We start from the raw sequence: 18,988 nt of genomic DNA, 5'->3' as shown, positions 1-18,988 counted from the left end.
GAACTTCAGACGCGCCGAAACCGTCTGCAGCGCTGTTTCTGTAACAAAATGATCCTCGCCACGCAGAATCGAGTCCTTGCCGGGCGCTATGAAATTCGGCAGGCCCTGGGTGAAGGGCGCACCGGACAGGCGGCGCTGGCCTGGGACCGGCAGACCCGCCAGCAGAAAGCTATCAAACTCATCGATGTTTCTGGACGGCGCTATCCGCTGGAGACGGTGCTTCGCTTTCGCGCTGAGGCCGAAACCTTGCGAAGCTTACAGCACAATTCGATCATTCGCTACGAAGATTTCTTTGAAGAGAACCAGATTAGCGGATTGGTGATGGAATACTTTCCGGCGCCCACGCTTCGCGACCTGCTCCAGAAAGAAGCGCCCTTGTCGCCGCAGGCCCTCTTCGAATTGCTGCGTTTGCTGGCCGACGGCCTGGCCTATGTCCACGAACGCGGCCTCGTGCATCACGATCTGAAACCGGCGAACATCCTGGCGCGTCTGGAGGACGGCGGCTGGCAGGGGCTGCGCATACTGGACTTTGGCCTGTCGCACCTGATTGGCGCACAATCGGGCCTTCACGCTGGAACGCTAACCTACATGTCTCCGGAGCAAACGGGGATGCTGCACAAACTGATCGACCATCGGGCCGATCTTTACGCTCTGGGCGTCATCCTCTACGAAGCAGCCACGGGAGAGCCGCCTTTTCAGCACAGCGATCCTGGCCGACTGATGCACCTGCACGTTGCCGGCGAAGCGCAACCGCCGCGCCAGAAGAACCAACAACTGCCCGTAGCGTTGGAACAGATCATCCTGAAGCTGCTGCACAAGGACCCGGACGATCGTTACCGTACCACGGGCGGATTGCTGCGCGACCTGGATCGACTGCAACGACTTGGACTGCACAGCGCAGACTTCCAGCCAGGCGAACAGGACCACTGGGAGAGTTTTCCCCGCTTGAGTCCCTTTGTGGGACGCGCCCGTGAGTTGCACGATGCGGAGCAGTTTCTTTGCAATGCGGGCGCGGCCCGCCTGTTGCTGATTGAATCCGTGGCCGGCGGCGGACGCAGTCGATTCCTGGATGAACTTTACAATCGCGTATCGCCTGGCGAGGGTTCTCGCTGGCAATTGCGCATCCGTCGCGAAGAGACGCGCCTGCCCTTTCGCATGACGGGCAATCTCATTTCCCGTGTTGCTAATTTTCTGCGTTCGCGCCCCGCCGAAATGCAAGCCCAGATGCTGGAAATGATTCAAAGCGAACTGGGCGATCGTTTTGGCTTTCTGCTGGAACTGGCGCCGGATTTGAAGACGTGGCTCAGCGAGACCCCGGCAAGCGCGCGTCCCTGGGTAGAAGACGATTACCGTTTTGTTCTGGGCCACTTCCTGGCCGGCGCCGTGGCTAAAGATGGCGGGCTTATATTGTTTCTGGACGATATGCACAATGCCGACCTTGACTCGCTGAAGCTGCTGCTGGAATTGCTCGGCGGGAGTCTGGCGCAGCAGAACATTCGCGTGGTCGCCACTTTGACCGCCTCGGAACTCACGCCGGGCATGCGCCGCCTGATCGACGGCGCGCCGGCCGGCAGCTTGCTGCAGCTTCATCTGGACTCGCTGACCGATCAGGAGACCGGCGAGTTTTTACAGCGCACCTTTTCCGGAAAGCTGGATGATAGTGAAACACTCCTGGAAATTCTAAATCACTATGCAAACGGAAATCCTTTGCTGCTGCGCTCCATCTTGCAGGAATCCACTGACCGCGGCATCGTTCGCTTTGAAGGCGGCGTCTGGATCTGCGAACATGCCGCATTGCAAGCGCTGATTCATGAACAGCATCACGGACGGGACGAAGCGCTGCCGGAGCTCTTCACCAGGCGCGAAGTTGAAGCATTGCGACGCGCCGCAATTTTTCAGCGCGCCTTTACGCTGGATGCCCTCTATCATCTGACCAATCCGCAGGAGAGCCATTGCCTGGCAGATTCCTGCTGCGAGGCCGACTTAAAGGATCTCTTTCCCGACCGGGTCGCGTTGCTGAATATGCTGGATCGCGCCATACATGCCGGCGTGCTCAGCGCCGATTCGCGCAAGCTCTATGCATTCACGTCGCCGCATCTTCGGTCGCATTTGAAGCAGGAAATGCCCCTGACGCTCAGACAGCGCTCGCACGGACGCGTGGCGCATTTTCTCGAGCGCGAAGTGCTGCCGCAAAGTCGCGAAGCCATCTATGATATCGCTTACCACCTGGAGCAAAGCGACGATCTGGAGAGCGCCGCACGTACCGCGGTACAAGCCGCGCGGCTGACGGACGATGGCCGCCATACCAATCGTCAATCACAGCACTACTATAACGTAGCCCTGCGCTGTCTGGAAAAGCTGGATCCCGGCCAGCGCGACGAAGAGCTTTTCTTTGAAGTCCGCAATGCCGCACTGCAGCACAACCTGAATATTGATCCGCGGCGCGCTGACATCATCCAGGAGATGGACTGTCTGGAACGAATGGCCGGCGAGCACGTTGGCCGTCGCATCGAAATACTGAATATGCGCGCACAGCTTGCTTCTTATAGCGGCGATCGCGTCGCAATGGTGCGCTACAGCGAAGAGGCCATTCAGCTGGGCGGCGGTCGGCCGGAATTTGAAGAGATGTTGCTGCACACCCTGGTCAATCTTGGTTCCAGCCCGACCGGCAAGAGCTATGCGGAGCGCGCTGAGCTGCTGCGCCAGGCCGTTGAGATCGCCAGGCGCCGCCAGAAACTGGCGCAATCGCCCATCGCCGTTGCGGTTTACCCCATCATGCTCTGTTACCTGGGCAAACTGGACGAGGCGCGCGCATTTGTAGCACAGATCACGAGCTCGCTGGAAGGACAGGATCGCGTTGATCTTCCTGTTGCGCTATTTGCGGCCGCCGGCGTGGCGGCGGAAGTGGGCGATTTCAGTGGCATCTCCGAGTCGCTTGGCCTGGAGCGACTCGCTGAATTTCAAGTCAGCGACGCCGGCCGACGCTTTGCTCTGGCCCATGGCGCTCGCGCCCTGGGAGTTCTGGGCCGCACCAGGGAAGCGCTGCAGTGTTTCGAGATGCTCTTTTCAGCAGACGTAGCGCCTGGCACTCGCGGCGAGTTGGCCATCGCTTTTCATGGTCGCATCTGGATGGCGCTGATCCAGGAAGACCCGGAAACGGCTCTTGAATTTGTTGAACGCGGCCTGAATCACCTGCGCCTGCGGCCCGACGCCTTCATGGAGAGTACGCTGCTCTACTTGTGCGCGCATGCTGCACTGGACCTCTCCGAACCGGATCTGGCGGAGGACCGCTTGAATTCCGCTCGCCAGCTGGCCCAGGAGTTGCGCTCGCCGCTGCTCGACGCGCACATCGAACTGGCCTGGAGTCGGCTCACTTCGTATCGCGTACGCTCAGAGGCCTCCACAGCCGCGCTGGAAGCTGCCTTGGAAGCGATCGGTCAGATTGGCGCCAGCGGCTGGCATGCCATCTATCGACAGATGCTGCGCAATTGGCGACTGCAGGGCAGCGACAGCAGCTCGCAAAGCCTGCGACTGCGCACTGAAAACCGCGAACTCTTTCAACTGATTGATCTTTCGCGCAAGATATCTTCAACTCTTGATTTCGATCAGTTGATGGAAGAGACGTTGAAGGGCGCCATGAGCCTGGCCGGCGCGCAGCAGGGCTATCTATTCCTTTGCCGCAGCGACAGCGCAGCCGGCGGCGGCGTCATTGCTGATCTACGCTTTGCACGCGACGCGGCTGGCCATCCGGTGAACCGGGAACGACTGTCGTACAGCCCCGGCGTTGTGGATGCCGTGCTGGAGTCGCGCAGCTCCGTATTGCTGCGCGATGCGCGCAGCGAAGCACGCTGGCGAGATGATCCGGCAGTACGGGAACATGAGCTGCGATCTATTCTGGCTACGCCAGTGTTGTTGCGCGATCGTCCGCTGGGCTTGATCTATTTGGACAATCGCCAGGCCAGCTCGGTATTTACATTGCATGATCGCGAAATTACCGAGACCTTTGCTACGCAGGCGGCCATTGCCATTCACAATGCGCGACTCTTTGAGGCGGAGCAACAGGCCAGACAGCGCACCGAGAATACGCTGCGCATTTTCGAGCGATTCATACCCAGACAGTTTACCCAGCGATTTGCCGGCGGCGAATTGGAGCGCCTGGAACGGGGCCTCTCTCGGCGCGAACGTCTCGGCGTGCTTTTCTCCGATTTGCGCGATTTCACCTCCATCTCTGAGAAACTGAGTCCGGAAGAAACCTTCGCTCTGCTCAACGACTACCTGGACCGGATGGAAGCGGCGGTGCGCCGACATGGCGGCTTCGTCGACAAATTCATAGGCGATGCTGTGATGGCGCTCTTTGACGAACATCCAGTTAACGCCCTGCGCGCCGGCGCCGACATGCTTCGCGAACTGGCCCTGCTCAATGAAGAACGAGTCGCATCGGGACTGCCAGCGTTGCGCGCCGGAATTGGCGTCCACTGGGGCGAAGCTACTCTGGGTGTGGTAGGATCGCGCGATCGACTGGATACAACCGCGGTCGGCGACGTGGTCAATACCGCTTCGCGTCTGGAATCGCTGACAAAAAGCTATGGCACGCCTTTGCTTCTATCTGGCGCCGTCAGCGAGGAACTCCCCGCTGGAGAGTTTGATCTTCGCTTTCTGGATATGGTAATGGTCAAAGGCAAGGATGAACCTATCGCCATTTACGAAACCTTGAATCAGCTCAGCGTAGAGGATCGAAACCGTCGCCAGAAGGCGGAGAGCGATTTCACTGCCGCCAGAAATCTGTATCTGGTTGGCGATTTTGCCGCCGCTCAGCATGCCTTCGCCGCCTACTGTGCCGCACATCCGGATGACCTGCCGGCGTCAGTTTTTCTGGAACGTTCCGGCGAATTCTTACGGACGGCGCCGGCCAACTGGGACGGGATCTTTCGCCTCTCTGCCAAGTAAGCCTTGCGCTGCTGCTAACTTGCCCCCAGCGCTCTGTCAATGGCCTCATCGACGCTGGCGCCGACCCCAAGCAGGCGCCGATTTTCGGGCCGCACAAAGCCCTGCTCTACACAGCGGTCGAGAAAGGCCAGAAGCGAATCATAGTAGCCATCGACATTCAGCAAAGTACAATGCAAGTGTCGGATGCCAAGCTGCCGCCAGGTAAGCGCTTCGAATAGCTCGTCGAGCGTCCCAAAGCCTCCGGGCAACGCGATGACGCCTTGCGAAAGCGAGCTCATCAAGGCCTTGCGCTCGTGCATTCCCTCGACAACGTGAAGTTCGCTGAGCGACGGATGCGCCAACTCGCGCTCGCGGAGACTTCGCGGAATGACGCCGATGACCTCTCCGCCCCCGTCCAGCGCGGCCTGTGCTGCGAGGCCCATCAGTCCAACGCTGGCCCCGCCATACACCATGCCAATCTTGCGCTCCGCAAGCCGGCGACCAAGCTCCTGGGCCGTGCGCGCAAAGGCCGGCGACGCCCCGGCGCTCGAACCACAAAAGATGGCAATGCGTTTCAAGGTCTGGTTTCCTGTAGCGGAAGGATTTCAATAGCGGAGGGCAGAGTCGCGGCAAATTCCTGCCACTGACCGCGCAAGGTTTCCGGCGCCACGCCAATCGCATAGACTGTGACTTGATCAACGCCAAGAACGACGTGGCCTGGTACGCGCCAACGGAATACCGGCGACCACGACGCAGGCGTACCGCCATAAGATTTGAGCCACTCCGGATAGATGACGGCAAAGGCTGCCTGTTCGCGCCTGGCCTGGCTTTCCAGCTGGGCAGAGTTGTACTGTCCGCGACGTTTGCTTTCGGCTATTTCGGTATTGGCCAGTCCATAGGAATCTAAAATACGAACCCTGCCGCTGTAAGCAAGCAGACCCACATCATTAGCAACGACAGTTCTGCCTGCATAGTAGCGGGCGGCAAATCTGGTAAAGACGCCTTGCTGCAGAGCGATATCACGAATGGCCAGCGGCGTACAATAGAGCGCATAAACGCCCCGGACAGCAAGCGCCAGGAATGATAGGCTTAGAAGCGCGGCCGCGACCCGGCGACGTGGAAGTCCCTGATTATTACCATACAGCCAGAAAAGAAGGTCCAGGGCGCATAGAAAGGCGCCAAAGAGCGCAAGGTATGCCTCGTAGCGGAAAAACCAGTGCAGGCGAGCAAAGCAAATGTGCTGAACAAAAAGCAACAGGTAGAGGAAGCGAAGATCTCGAACCCGCGGGTCCGTTGCCACGCCCGGCAATGGCCTGCGCAGCAATACAACTTGCAGTACGGCTGGCAGGGTGATATGCGGCGCCAGAATCACACTGGCCACAACACGAAAGATAAAGCTGAAGATAGGACGGCCGGGAATCTCTGCTTCGGTCTTCAACAGTAAGGGCGCAGGAATAAGCGGCAAACCCTGGAGGGACGCAAGCGCGGCGTAGAGCAATGGTCCGACAACGGCAATTGCGCAGATTACAATGGCGCCAGTCCAGCGCTTGCGAAGCAGTAGCAGCAATGCCAATCCACTGATCATGAAACTGAACTCCGGGCGGACCAGACCAAGAACTGCAATCAATGGCGAGCAGCGCAGCAGCAGCACGGCCGAATCGCCCTGCAGCAATCGAATTGCCACCGCCAGCATGAGAATCGCGACATTGATTTGCAGCATGTGTTCCATGCCCCCGGCGATGAGCGGAGCGGCGGGCATGGCGAGGCAGAAAAATAACAGCCACCAGAAGCGTTTCACGCTGGAGTAGGCAGGCGCAAAGACGACAAGAGCTTGTTGCAACAAATGCAGAGCAGAAACCAACAATAGCAGGTTGATCGCCAGCGGCGCATAGAGGGCAAGGTTCGGACTGAGAGCGCTTGCACCAGCCATCAATACAGTCCAGAGCGGAGAGGAGGATGCGCCTGCCGCCTGGTTGGCATTCAGTCCCCAGACGCCGGAAAGAATGTTGCGCGCAATACTTAAGTGAATGTAGGGATCATCAAGCCCATAGTAAAAATGGTCGCCGGCAAGACTGTAGCCTGCTGTCAGCAGCAAGGCTACAATGGTTACTGCAACCAAAGATGCCGCGACCCATACAAGCATTGAGTCGCGACGCAAATTTGGCGGGGCCGAGTTCGACCTGCGCAATCGTAATCCGAACATAGATTGCTGTCCAGTCCGAACGGACAAGCAGCAGAGGTCAAGCGTGGCGGAAAGCTGACAGGGGCGTTACATATGCCGGTAGATGCCAACCAGTTTGCCAAGGATCGTCGCATCAGTTACAAACAGAGGCTTGTAGGCCTTGTTGGCCGGCTGCAAGCGAATGCGCTTTTTCTCGCGATAGAAGTATTTCAGCGTGGCCTCATCATCGATCAGGGCGACGACGATATCGCCATCGCCAGCCGCCTCCTGTTTGTGAATCAAGGCTACGTCTCCATCCATTATGCCGGCGTCTTTCATGGAGTCTCCAGCGACGCGCAGAGCAAACACGCCCTCCTCGCGCGGAAGCATGGAGCGCGGGAAAGCAATGTACTCCTCAATGTTTTCTTCCGCCAGAATGGGCCGCCCGGCGGCAACCCGGCCCACCAGCGGAATATTCACAATTCGGCCGCCAGCCATATTGGCGGCGCCATTGCTCTTCTTGAGCAACTCAATAGCGCGGCTGCGGTTCTTTTCGCACTTGATGTAGCCCTTTTTCTCGATCGCTTTGAGGTGATCATATGCGCCCTTAGCGGTAATCGCAAATCGCTCTCCAATTTCGCGGATCGTGGGCGGATAGCCCTGCTCCTGGATGTAGACTTCAATGAATTCCAGAATGGCCTGCTGCTTCTCGGTGAGGTCGCGCATAGTAAACAGACAGGTGGCTACTGAATTTTTAGTCAACAAAAATTCAGTAAACGCCGACCAGGTCGCTGGCGGCAGCGCCGGGGTCCGCGCGGCTGGACCTCCTGGCGCCAGCCTGCGCCGCTCAACGCGCCAGTCGTCGCTGGACTGTAGAAACGCCGGCCCCGGGCAGCGGATTTCGTTCCAGAGCCGGCGCGAAGGCCAGCGCGCGGAGCAGCATATAGTCCGGCCGTCTGGCATCATGGCCGCGACGGGAAATGTCGGCCTCCGTTGTCTGGATCAGCTGGGCGCTGGCTCGACGCAATTCGCCGATCCAGGCGTTGCGCGCCGGGTCCGCTGGACGGTCGCTGAGCTCGGGAAGGTGTGTGAACATATCCTCTTCGCGAAAGCGCGTCGGGAATCCATTGTCGCCCTCGTCCGAAATCTCGATGTCCGGTCGTACGCCAAAAATCTGACAGGTGTAGCCGTGCGGTGCATAGTAACGCGCCGTCGTGATTTTCAACAAGTTGCTGCCGGATGGAATCAGATCTTGAACCGTAGCCTTGCCAAAGCTTCGCTCGCCAACTATCAACGCCGCATTATGATCCATCAGCGCCGATGCGAAGATTTCGCTGGCGCTGGCAGACTGCGAATTGATCAACACAATCAAGGGCCAGCGGTCCACGCGCGGATCGCGCAGCGGTCGATTGACCGGGCTGCCATGGGTTTCCGCGCGACCGTCGCCTGTGCGTACCGTAACGACAGCAGCGTGCGGCGGAATAAAAAGCCCCGCCAGACGCACCGCCTGAATCAGATGACCGCCCGAGTTCCCGCGCAGATCGATGACCAGCGCTTTGAGTTTGCCCTCCGCCTGGGCGCGCAGCCGCTGAAACTCCTCCAGCACCATATCATCGGTGTTGCGATCTTTGTAGAGGAATGAGGTAACGCGAATCACTCCGACTTTTCGTTCGGACAGATACTCCGAACTTACTGCGCGCTGCTCAATGAGGCCGCGCTTGATTCGCAGAACAGTTGGCGTCGCCTCGCCCAACCGCTCCACTTCCAATTCGACTATGGAATCGCGCGGCCCGCGAATCATTCGAACAATATCATCCAGCTGCAGGTTAGCGACGGAACGTCCATCGACCTTGCGCACGATGTCGCCAGCGCGGACGCCGGCGGCCAGCGCCGGCGAGTTTGCCAGGGGCGTTTCAATCACTACGTCCTCTGAGCCGCCTCCGCGAAGCAGGGCGCCAATTCCTTCAAAAGAGGAGTTAGCCGCTTCGGAGATGATCTTTTCCCAATCGGCGCGAGTGACGACAGAGCTATGAGGATCCAGCGAGGAAAGGTAACCGTTGATCGCCGCAAAGTAGAGGCGGTGCATGCCAAAGCCACGAAAGGATTCTAGTTGCGCAGCGCCCACGCCTGGCGGGGGCGTAGCGTAGTCCGACCAGCGATTGGAAAGCCATTGCATGATCGCCAGGTACTGGTCGCGTCCGAAAGCCGACTCCTTCCAGCTCTGGTCAATGAATTGCAGAGCTTCTCTCCGCCGCTGTCGCAGTCGATCAGTCTCCTGAAGTCGTTCGGCGGGCGTCATGCGCTCCAAACGCGCCTTGTTGTTGAGCCGGTAAGCGTTCAGTTGCTCTTGCCAGGCGGCATGATCCGGTCGAAAGATCACAAAGTCGCCAGCAATGCCGCTTTCCACCGGCCGGCCCGGGATATCGACGTCGTCGCGAAACTCGCTGCGCCGATCGTAGAAGCGCCGGGGCCACAGCAGAAGCGGATAGGGCAGCGAGCGCAGGGCCGTGTCGGCTGCGCTGGAATAGGCCAGCGAGGGCTGCAAGCGGTCGGGATCGATGTACTTCTGGCTGGCCAGCTCGGCCAGGCGGTCAAACTCCGCCTGGTCGAAGTCGACTGCCACCGTCTGGGCAAAGAGCGGCGCAAAGGCCAGTGCAAAGGCCGCCAGTATCAGGTATCGAAAATTGCGGATCAAGTACCCACCTCTGCAGCGATCATCGGATTGCGCGGCCACAACACTGAGTAACGCCGATGCTCGATATCATTGGACGCAGACAGGCAGCGCAGAGATCGGCGTTGCCAGCACGGACAGTAGAAATTGACGCTTGCCACGGGCTAGAATTTCTTCGCTTGCCCGGGGACTGCGGCCGCCGGAACGATTGCCTGCTGATGCTTTTTTCGCAAAGAATTCCAATCGCGGCGATGCTGGCCGCCGTGCTGGCTTCGGCGTGCCTGTCCTGCGCACGCAACAGCGGCCCCGCCGGGCTCCTCTCGCAGGTGTTCGGACAGGTACGATTGACGCGCGGCGCTGAGACCGCACCGGCGCAGGCCGGCGCCCAGCTGCAGGCCAATGACGCCATCGAAACCGGACCGGCTTCGGGATGTGAGATTGTGCTGCATACCGGGGCCCGCCTGCGTCTGGGACCCGGCGCCCGGCTGCAGACTCTCAGCGACGCCAGTAAGAATGCCAGCAGGCTGCAGCTGGATCGGGGCGCCGTTTCGGCAGAGATCGCTCGCCTATCGGCAGGCAGCGATTTTTCGCTGCGGACCCCGACAACCATTGCCGCAGTACGTGGAACGCGGTTCTTGATGCGCGAATCATCCGCGGGGACCCTGACCGCTTTGTTTGATGGCAAGCTGCTTGTTGCCGATCCAGGCGGACGAAGTATTGCGCTCGATGGGCCCTCCGAGCTTCGGCTGGCGCAGGGCGACAGTCTGGATGGAATGCAGCCGTCGCCCTTGAGCGCGGAAGCGAAGGCCTTGATGGAATCCCTGGCTACTTTCCCGCCCATCCATGCCGCGCCAGCGCCGGCGGCGCCGCCCATTCCAGACCGTTCCGCTGCCGGACTGGAAGCGCCCACGCCCCCCTAGCTCATCAATCTTTTGCGCGTACTGGAAAGCGCATCAGACTTCTGGCATTGCAACTCGACGCTCAAGGCGCGGACGGCGTAACGCTTTCTTGGGGCTTGACCAGCTGACCATTTTGGAATTCACCTCTGACCACCTCGCCGTTGGCGCGCGTTAGCGTACCCTGACCTTGAAAGCGGCCGCCAGCAAATTGACCTTCATAAACGGCGCCGCCTGGAAAGCGGTACATCCCCTGGCCCTGTGGCGCTCCGCTGACGAACTCCCCGCGGTAGAGTGCGCCATCCTGCGTCTTCAGCTCGCCCTGTCCGTGGTAGCGTCCTTCGCGAAATTGGCCCTGATACTCAAACTTCCCCTGCTGAACCAAACGCCCGTGTCCGTGCATTTTTCCGTGCAGCAATCCGCCGCGGTAGACCTGCTCTGCGCTGAATCGCAATTCGCCTTCGCCGCTCAGGTCCACCATGCCGGCGCCATTTGTAGCGTGCAGCTGACCTGTGAATTGGATGCCGCTGGAATACTGGATTTGCACCTGCCCTGCCGGACGTCCGTCAATGAACTGGCCGCGCAAGACTGCGCCATCAGCGAAGCGCATCTCTCCTTGCCCGTGCGGCTTGTTGTTGCGCAGTGCGCCGCGATAGACGACGCCGTCGGCAAATTGCAGTAGAGCATCGGCCACCGCCTGACCGTTGCGAAATTGCGCGCGCAGTACGGCGCCGCCGCGAAAAGTCAGCTGGCCGCGCCCCTGCATCCTTCCCTGACGCCATTGGCCGCGATAGACCAGTCCCGAGGGCCAGTGCATTTCACCCTGACCCTCCGGCAGTCCGGCGCGCAGTTCGCCGTTGTAGCGCCGGCCGCCTGGCCAGATGCGCAATCCGCGGCCGCTCATTTCACCGTTGGCAAACTGCCCGCGGTACTCGTTGCCCGCTCCAAGATGCAGCGTTCCCTGACCATGAAATCGACCATCGCGGAAGCCGCCTCGATAACTGCGGCCGGCCCCCAGGTCCAGAAGCCCTTCGCCGTGCTGGCAGTCGCCGCTACAGCGCGCGACCTGCGGGGTCTGTGCATGCAGCGCCAGCGGCGATGCAAACAACAAAGCGGCCATTACCAGCGGCGAGATTCTGAAAGCTCGCTGCGCATGCCTGGAGCAGGAGCACATACTGCAAGATTGAGGAAGGCGCGGCGCTGTCCAGCATTCGAACGGATCATGCGCCATTGCGAGCGATTCAATGGTATTGGGAAATTTAGCCGGCGGGCGCCGGCGCTTGATGCTGAAGGGGACGACCTGCTTCAAAATCCGCCAGGCTTTGCAGGCTGGTGGCGGCAATTGCACCCAGAGCCTCGCGTGTCAAAAAAGCCTGATGAGCGGTAATGATCACATTGGGAAAAGTCAGCAAGCGCGCCAGAACATCGTCTTGAATTACCTGATTGGACATGTCGCGGAAGAAGAGTCCCTCCTCCTCTTCATATACATCCAGGCCCGCGCCTCCGACGCGACCGCCCTTTAAGGCGACTACCAGGGCCCGACTGTCAATCAGCGCTCCGCGACCGGTGTTGATCACCAGCGCACCCGGCTTCATCCTGGCAAACGCATCCGCATCAAGAATGTGACGGGTCTCCGGGCTAAGCGGCAGGTGAAGCGAAATCACGTCCGCGGCGCGCAGCGCCTCATCCAGGGAAACGTAGCTGAGGATGCCGGCGGCGCTCAGCGCCTGGTCTGGATAGGCATCGTAAGCCAGAATCTGGCAGCCAAATCCCCGGAAAATACGGGCCGCCGTAGCCCCGATATTGCCAGTTCCCAGTACGGCAATGGTCTTACCATAGAGGTCGAATCCTACCAATCCATCGAGCGAGAAGTTGCCTTCGCGCACTCGAGCATGCGAGCGGTGGATGCGGCGATTCAGCGAAAGCAAGAGAGCCGCCGCGTGCTCGGCCACAGCATGCGGCGAATAGGCAGGGACGCGAACCACTGGCAGGCCGAGACGGGCAGCGGCAGCCAGATCTACATGGTTGAATCCGGCACAGCGCAAGGCTATAATGCGAACGCCAATCTCTTTGAGTTTTTCCAGCGCACGCTGATCAAGGCGATCGTTGACAAAAGAACAGACTGCGTCATAGCCCGCAGCCAGCGGCGCAGTATCTGCGTCGAGCCTTGGTTCCAGATAACTGATGGAATGTGCAAAGCCTTGATTTGCGATTTCAAAGGATTCACGATCGTAGTGACGCGCGCCAAAGAGTGCCAAACGCATGCTTGCCTCCTGCCGTGATCGGCGGGTTGAATCCAATCGGTCAATGCGGCGCTGCGGCGGACAACTGGATTTCTTCTACTGAGCTTACAGGTAAGCCGGAAAGTAGTCGTTCCAGATCATTCATCTGCTCGGTCAAATCAGTCAACTCGATGCGCACCTGAGGTCTGGAGTTTGTGCCGGCTGCCAGGCCGGGAGTACTTGCCAGCAAGGATGCAGCCTGGCGCGCGATTTCTTCGCTGGAGTCCACCAGACGCAGCGCTGGATACACGTTGTGGATTGCCTTTTTCAGCAGCGGATAGTGGGTGCAGCCAAGGGCTACGGCGTCCACCTCTTCGCGCACCATTTCAGACAGATACTCTTCGATGACCAGCTGTGTGATGCGCTTTTCGATCCAGCCCTCCTCTACCAGCGGCACAAAAAGCGGACAGGCCTTGCTGAAAATCTGCGCCTCTGGTTTGCGGGCGCGAATGCGCTGTTCATAGACGCCGGACTTGATGGTAGAGCGCGTTCCGATCACTCCAACACGATTGTGCAGGCTGGCCGCCAGCAAAGCGTCCACCCCGGGCTGGATCACGCCCAGAACAGGAATGGCAAGTTCGCTGCGCAGTAAGGACTCGGCGTGAGCGGACGCGGTATTGCAGGCAATCACCAACAGTTTGATATTCTGTTCCAGCAAACGCGCCGCAACTTCCTGGCTGTAACGCTGAATCGTTCGCGAGGACTTGGCGCCATAGGGCAGACGCGCCGTGTCGCCCAGATAAATGTAGGATTCCGCCGGAAGCGCGCGCACCAGCTCGGTCAGGACTGTCAGACCGCCAAGGCCAGAGTCAAAAACGCCGATTGGCCGCGGATCCGCCACTCAGCCCGCCCGGGCGCCCAGTTGAAAGGCGTCGTGCACAGCCTGCAAAGCGGCGCGACCCTGCTCCGGTTTCACAACCACCGACAGCTTGATTTCTGACGTCGAAATCATTTCGATATTTGCGCCGATGCGCGCCAACGCCTGGAACATGGTCGCTGCCACGCCGCTGTGCGATTGCATTCCAACGCCGACGGCGCTGACAATGGCAATCTTTTCTTCCACGGACACGGAGCCGCCGTTCTCAGCGCAGAAGGCATGAACTGTCTCGCGCGCCAGATTGAGCTGTGACTGACCGGCGGTGAAAGAGATCGAGTTCAGATTGTCGTAGCCTGCACTCTGTACAATCATATCGACATTGACGCTGCTATCCGCCAGGCGAGCAAAAAGATCGGCGGCCAGACCCGGCCGATCGGGAATATCCTCCACTGAGATACGGGCCTCGTCGCTCTTCAGCGTAACCCCGCGGACTACAACCTGTTCCATGACTTGATCCTCCGGGACGACCAGCGTGCCGCTGGAATTGTTGAAGCTGGAACGCACGTGGATCACCACGCCAAATTTAGAAGCAAGTTCCACGCTACGACTGTGCAGGACGCCGGCGCCCAGTCGCGCCAGTTCCAGCATTTCTTCATACGCAAGGCGCTCGATTTTGCGCGCTGATGCTACCTTGTTCGGATCGGTGGTATAGACGCCATCGACATCCGTATAGATTTCGCATTCTCTGGCCTTCAAAGCGACGGCCAGAGCCACGGCGCTGGTATCGCTGCCCCCGCGACCCAGCGTATAGATCGTATGCTGATCGTCGACCCCTTGAAAGCCGGCAACAATGCATACCTTGCGCAGCAGCAGTTCTTGCTGCAGTCGAGTGGTATCGATGTCCGTGATGCGCGCGGTGCTGTGCTGGGCGTCCGTTCGGATGCGCACCTGACCGCCCGTAAAGGAGATGGCCGGAACGCCAATGGCTTCCAGGGCCATGGCCACCAGCGCAATGGACACCTGCTCCCCTGTGGACAGGAGCATATCCATCTCGCGGCGACTGGGCGACGCAGTGACCGACGCCGCCAGCTCAATCAGGCGGTCGGTCGTATGACCCATCGCCGATACAACTACGACAACATCGTCGCCGTCATCGTGGTATCGTTTGATACGACTGGCCACATTCTTGATGCGCTCGGCGTCCATCACCGAGGTTCCGCCGTACTTTTGCACAATCAGCGCCATGAGATGGCGGTCAGGGTTGGCAGGCGGGCGCGACCGGCAAACAAAATAGAAAAGCCAGGCCCGGGCGCCAGAGCGGAAAGAGGCTGCGCGCCCTGCCGCTTATGTCGGTCTGCGTGGCATGAGTCAAACGCTGATCGAAATTCGCTTTGGCGACATTTGCACGGCGCCAGTAGATGCCATCGTCAATGCGGCCAACAGCAGACTGCTATCGGTCTAGCTTACAATTGGGGCGCAGTCTGGGGGCGCGCACCATTGCCTTTCCGGCAATTTCCACCGGCGCCTACGGCTTCCCCCCTGGAAGCTGCAACCTCCATTGCGATCGCAGCCGTCCGTAAGGAGCTATCTGTCCCCGGACCGGAGTTGGATCGGCTCATTTTTTCCGTCTACAGTCAGGAGGCAAAGAAATGCTACGAACGTAAGCTTTCTGCCGAATAATAAGACAGTGCCGGTACAGTTTGTCCGGCCATTTGTTTGGTTCGCCGCAGATTTGCACTACAGGCGGATCAGAGGGGGTAGAATGAGCAGAATAGCCAAGCTTGCGACGGCCGTGGCCATCGCCTTTCCGGCGGCTTTGTTCGCCGAAGACGAGCTCCCGCCAGCCAGCGTGGATGTAAGCCTTCAGTTTGTATCCAACTACGTCTGGCGGGGCTACGACCTGTACCAGAACTATGCCTCGCAGCAGGGCCGCGCCTACGGCAGCGCCAGCGGGGCTCTTGCCTTTCAGCCATCGATCACGGTGAATACTCCGGTCGAGGGTCTATACGCCAATGCGTGGATGAGCATTGCCATGCAGGGTCGCCAGGATACAGACACCGACCAGCTCTTGCAGATCGGTCCTGGCCTTAGCGGCAACGATGCCAACGGCAATTTGCAGGGCGCCAATCTCGTAACCCTGAGCCGCGAGGCCGGCGGCGCTTATGGTTTGCCGGAGCTCCAGGCGACCTACGACTCCTTGCTGACGACTGCCGGATTGAATGCCACCGGAGCAACGCTGCTTGAGCAGACTGCCAATGGCGGCCGAGCGCCTGGCTTCCACAAAGAGCAAAACGGCTTGCGCCGCCTCGACGAGATTGACCTTACGCTGGGTTACCAGCGCGAAACCAATGCCGGAACGTTGGGCTTTGGTTTGGTGGCCTACCTCAAACCTAACCCGGTCAACACAACGCCGACGCCTTCCAGCGAGCTGTTCCTTACTTACAGCTTTCCCGATGCGCTGTCCTTCCTTAGCACCGGCATCTATGGCGATATCCAGGCCAATACGCTTTACGTTCCCGTAACGATCGAGTTTGCCCCGGAGCCGTTCTTTTTCAGCCTGAGCGCCGGCTATGGCGTCGCGCCCGGCGTCAACAACTGGCAGGATTTGACCGGCGGCATTGGATTTGCGCTGAGCGGATTCAATGTGGGACTTTACGTAGTTTACCGTCCGACCCTGGCTTTCTTTGACACGGATACTGCAGGCCGCGATGTCCCTGCCTGGATGGTAGGCGGCTCGACGAAGTATGATGGTCTGGTTGCCGATCCTTCGAAAACCAACGGCGCGGTGAATAGCGATCTGAACAATCTGTACAAGAGCTTCCTGACGCCGCAGATAGGCAGCGTCTACAACTACACGCCGCGCCAGAAGTTACCGCGCGTTCTTTACTACCTGAACGTGGGCTACAGCTTCAGCGTTTGATCGCCGTGGCAACGGGGCCAGCCCGGACCGTCTGCTTACAAAAAAGGCAGGACCTTTCGGTCCTGCCTTGCTTTCGGCCGTTGTCGCAGCAACGTTACATGTTCTTGATCAGCGCGTCGCCAAATTCGGAGCACTTCACTTCTTTTGCGCCTGGCATCAAACGAGCAAAGTCGTAGGTTACTGTCTTTTGCGTGATCGCTTTATCCATTGCTCCAATCAATCGATCCGCGGCCTCAACCCAGCCCATATAGCGAAGCATCATTTCTCCGGATAGAATGACTGAACCCGGATTCACCTTGTCCTGGTCGGCATACTTCGGCGCCGTTCCGTGTGTGGCTTCGAAGATCGCATGCCCCGTTTTGTAGTTGATGTTCCCGCCTGGCGCTATCCCGATTCCGCCGACCTGCGCCGCCAGGGCGTCGGAGATATAGTCGCCGTTCAGGTTGAGCGTTGCGATCACATCGTATTCGGCCGGACGCGTTAGAATCTGCTGCAGGAAAGCGTCTGCGATCACATCCTTGACCATGATCTCCTTTCCGCCGGTCTTGATTTTTGTCCACGGCCCGCCGTCGACCAGTTCGCCTTTGTAAGCGCTTTTAGCCAGCCCGTAGCCCCAATCACGGAAGCCGCCTTCGGTGAACTTCATGATATTGCCTTTGTGCACCAGGGTTACTGATTTGCGATCATTGGCGATGGCGTAGTCGATGGCCGCCTGAACCAGGCGCTCCGTTCCTTCGCGACTGACTGGCTTGATGCCAATGCCAGCGCTTCCCGGAAAACGAATCTTCTTGTGCATGGCGGGGAAAGTCTGTGCAAACCATTCGATGAACTTCCTGGCGTCCGCCGTACCTTCCTGGAATTCAATGCCGGCATAAATGTCCTCGGTGTTCTCGCGAAAGATCACCATATCAATCAACTCCGGCTGCTTCACTGGACTGGGCACCCCTTGAAACCAGCGAACCGGGCGGAGGCAAACATAGAGGTCCAGTATCTGTCGCAATGCGACGTTGAGACTGCGAATTCCGCCGCCAACCGGCGTGGTCAAAGGACCCTTGATACCCACCAGGTAATCCTGGAAGGCTTTGATGGTATCGTCGGGCAGCCAGGCCTTGCCGAGATCGGAGGGATAGGTATCTTTGAACTTGTTAAAGGATTTCTCGCCGGCATATACCTCAAACCAGTGGATCTTTCGTTTTCCGCCATATGCCTTCTCGACAGCTGCATCCAGCACTCGCACAGAGGCGCGCCAGATATCAGGTCCCGTGCCGTCGCCTTCGATGAATGGAATCACCGGCTGGTCTGGAACCTGAAGCTTTCCGTTCTGAATCGAGATTTTTTCGCCGCTGGACGGCGCCTTAATGTGTTCGAATGCCATAGGTCGCACTGCCTGCTGGCAATGAACCAGTCAACCAAGAGTCGCAGCAGTCCGGACCTCGCTGTGCACAGAAAGTTGGTTGCCTGCCGCGCAAATGGGGCTGCCGTGCATTACCGGCGCCGCTTCTGAACCGGGCGCTCCATCGATTTGGGCCTGGAAAAGCGTCCTTGGGGTTTGTCCTATGCAGTGGCAGCGTTTTATGGGATTGACGCGACTGTGCGCAGCGCTGGCGGCAGTCATCTGGTTCGCTGTCGCCGAGGTCCGCAGGCTTACGCCGGAGATTGAGTTGGTGCAGGGGCGCTGGAATTTTATTCCCGGGTCGGTCCGGAGCGGCGACACAACACTGGAATGGAACGGCGCTTCACTGGCCAATGCTCGTTTTGCGATTCGCCATCTGGCAGGGTCCTCGCCGGAACTCTGGAGCAGCTTGCCAGGCGGGGGCTTTGTCGCCGCGGCAAGAGAGGGTCGGCTGCCTGGATATCATTCCGGAATTGCGGCAATTGCCGCGAGGCCCATGGCGCTTTGCTTTCGTCAAAAGGTCGACGGCATTGACCTGGCTGACGGGATTACTATTTTTGGCCGGCTGGAATGCTCTGATGGAGAAACAGGCTATCGCCTGCGGTTCTGGACCGCGTCGGATCATCGCCTGAGTTTGCAATTGCGCCTGGAAAACTCGCGATACAATCGTTCCTACCTTGCCTTCGCTTCCCGCGTGACGACCGGTCCGATCAACGGCGCCTCGCCTCCAGTCAACAAGTGGCTGCCGTCACTTTTAATTGAGAACCACGAATCTTTTTTCATTGAGCGGACGGAAAATGGCCGAGGGATCGTCGCTGTATCCTCCAACGAGCTGCGCGCCGGCATTTTGCTCGAACGAGCAGCGGGCAATCAAGCCGCCAATCCGGGCGCGGCGCGACCCAGTCGGAGTCTGATGAACTGA

General features: G+C 59.2%; 14 protein-coding genes. 5 read left to right on the top strand and 9 right to left on the bottom strand.

Annotated features, from left to right (window positions below; genetic code table 11):
• Positions 1–48 precede the first annotated feature (48 nt).
• Positions 49–4,947: a protein kinase gene (locus K1X75_00615; GenBank protein MBX7056533.1), complete on the top strand. Its 4,899-nt coding sequence runs from the start codon at positions 49–51 to the stop codon at positions 4,945–4,947.
• Between the two features lie 14 nt (positions 4,948–4,961).
• Here the strand turns inward: K1X75_00615 and K1X75_00610 are convergent, their stop codons facing one another.
• From K1X75_00610 to K1X75_00595, 4 genes are all read right to left on the bottom strand, one after another.
• A complete protein-coding gene (locus K1X75_00610) occupies positions 4,962–5,504 on the bottom strand; it encodes a TIGR00730 family Rossman fold protein (GenBank protein ID MBX7056532.1) in 543 nt (180 codons plus the stop codon).
• On the bottom strand, positions 5,501–7,045 hold the full coding sequence (locus K1X75_00605) for a hypothetical protein (protein MBX7056531.1): 1,545 nt from the start codon (positions 7,043–7,045) through the stop codon (positions 5,501–5,503). The genes K1X75_00610 and K1X75_00605 overlap by 4 nt, the downstream gene beginning before the upstream one ends.
• A 150-nt stretch (positions 7,046–7,195) precedes the next feature.
• Complete coding sequence (gene lexA / locus K1X75_00600; GenBank protein MBX7056530.1) at positions 7,196–7,813, bottom strand: transcriptional repressor LexA; 618 nt, start codon at positions 7,811–7,813, stop codon at positions 7,196–7,198.
• Positions 7,814–7,934: 121 nt separating this feature from the next.
• Positions 7,935–9,782 carry a PDZ domain-containing protein gene (locus tag K1X75_00595; protein MBX7056529.1) on the bottom strand — a complete coding sequence of 616 codons (1,848 nt, stop codon included), beginning with the start codon at positions 9,780–9,782 and terminating at the stop codon, positions 7,935–7,937.
• 194 nt (positions 9,783–9,976) lie between these two features.
• Here K1X75_00595 and K1X75_00590 point away from each other — a divergent pair, with 194 nt between their 5' ends.
• Positions 9,977–10,678, top strand: a complete 702-nt coding sequence (locus K1X75_00590; protein MBX7056528.1) for a FecR family protein — start codon at positions 9,977–9,979, stop codon at positions 10,676–10,678.
• A 61-nt stretch (positions 10,679–10,739) separates the two neighbouring features.
• Here the strand turns inward: K1X75_00590 and K1X75_00585 are convergent, their stop codons facing one another.
• From K1X75_00585 to K1X75_00570, 4 genes are all read right to left on the bottom strand, one after another.
• Complete coding sequence (locus K1X75_00585) at positions 10,740–11,774, bottom strand: hypothetical protein (GenBank protein MBX7056527.1); 1,035 nt, start codon at positions 11,772–11,774, stop codon at positions 10,740–10,742.
• 139 nt (positions 11,775–11,913) lie between these two features.
• A complete protein-coding gene (locus K1X75_00580) occupies positions 11,914–12,918 on the bottom strand; it encodes a 2-hydroxyacid dehydrogenase (GenBank protein MBX7056526.1) in 1,005 nt (334 codons plus the stop codon).
• A 40-nt stretch (positions 12,919–12,958) separates the two neighbouring features.
• On the bottom strand, positions 12,959–13,777 hold the full coding sequence (murI, locus tag K1X75_00575) for a glutamate racemase (GenBank protein MBX7056525.1): 819 nt from the start codon (positions 13,775–13,777) through the stop codon (positions 12,959–12,961).
• Positions 13,778–14,998: an aspartate kinase gene (locus K1X75_00570; GenBank protein ID MBX7056524.1), complete on the bottom strand. Its 1,221-nt coding sequence runs from the start codon at positions 14,996–14,998 to the stop codon at positions 13,778–13,780.
• Between the two features lie 224 nt (positions 14,999–15,222).
• Between K1X75_00570 and K1X75_00565 the strand changes: the two genes are divergently transcribed.
• The gene (locus K1X75_00565) at positions 15,223–15,333 is read left to right on the top strand and encodes a macro domain-containing protein (GenBank protein MBX7056523.1); all 111 of its coding nucleotides are present in this window, start codon (positions 15,223–15,225) and stop codon (positions 15,331–15,333) included.
• A 182-nt stretch (positions 15,334–15,515) separates the two neighbouring features.
• A complete protein-coding gene (locus tag K1X75_00560) occupies positions 15,516–16,673 on the top strand; it encodes a hypothetical protein (protein MBX7056522.1) in 1,158 nt (385 codons plus the stop codon).
• A gap of 94 nt (positions 16,674–16,767) precedes the next feature.
• On the opposite strand, the gene icd is transcribed toward K1X75_00560, so the two are convergent.
• Positions 16,768–18,048, bottom strand: coding sequence for an NADP-dependent isocitrate dehydrogenase (icd, locus tag K1X75_00555; protein ID MBX7056521.1), 1,281 nt, complete (start codon positions 18,046–18,048; stop codon positions 16,768–16,770).
• 181 nt (positions 18,049–18,229) lie between these two features.
• Here icd and K1X75_00550 point away from each other — a divergent pair, with 181 nt between their 5' ends.
• The gene (locus K1X75_00550; GenBank protein ID MBX7056520.1) at positions 18,230–18,988 is read left to right on the top strand and encodes a hypothetical protein; all 759 of its coding nucleotides are present in this window, start codon (positions 18,230–18,232) and stop codon (positions 18,986–18,988) included.

The sequence above is a fragment of the Leptospirales bacterium genome (assembly GCA_019694655.1).
Classification (GTDB): Bacteria; Spirochaetota; Leptospiria; order Leptospirales; family Leptonemataceae; genus SSF53.
Note: the sequence above shows the minus strand (reverse complement) of the source record. Positions and strands in the feature narration are given on the sequence as shown.

Coding starts and splice junctions, on each gene's coding strand:
- K1X75_00615 (MBX7056533.1), top strand. CDS start 49: ATGATCCTCGCCACGCAGAATCGAGTCCTTGCCGGGCGCTATGAAATT.
- lexA (MBX7056530.1), bottom strand. CDS start 7,813: ATGCGCGACCTCACCGAGAAGCAGCAGGCCATTCTGGAATTCATTGAA.
- K1X75_00590 (MBX7056528.1), top strand. CDS start 9,977: ATGCTTTTTTCGCAAAGAATTCCAATCGCGGCGATGCTGGCCGCCGTG.
- K1X75_00585 (MBX7056527.1), bottom strand. CDS start 11,774: ATGGCCGCTTTGTTGTTTGCATCGCCGCTGGCGCTGCATGCACAGACC.
- K1X75_00580 (MBX7056526.1), bottom strand. CDS start 12,918: ATGCGTTTGGCACTCTTTGGCGCGCGTCACTACGATCGTGAATCCTTT.
- K1X75_00570 (MBX7056524.1), bottom strand. CDS start 14,998: ATGGCGCTGATTGTGCAAAAGTACGGCGGAACCTCGGTGATGGACGCC.
- K1X75_00560 (MBX7056522.1), top strand. CDS start 15,516: ATGAGCAGAATAGCCAAGCTTGCGACGGCCGTGGCCATCGCCTTTCCG.
- icd (MBX7056521.1), bottom strand. CDS start 18,048: ATGGCATTCGAACACATTAAGGCGCCGTCCAGCGGCGAAAAAATCTCG.
- K1X75_00550 (MBX7056520.1), top strand. CDS start 18,230: ATGCAGTGGCAGCGTTTTATGGGATTGACGCGACTGTGCGCAGCGCTG.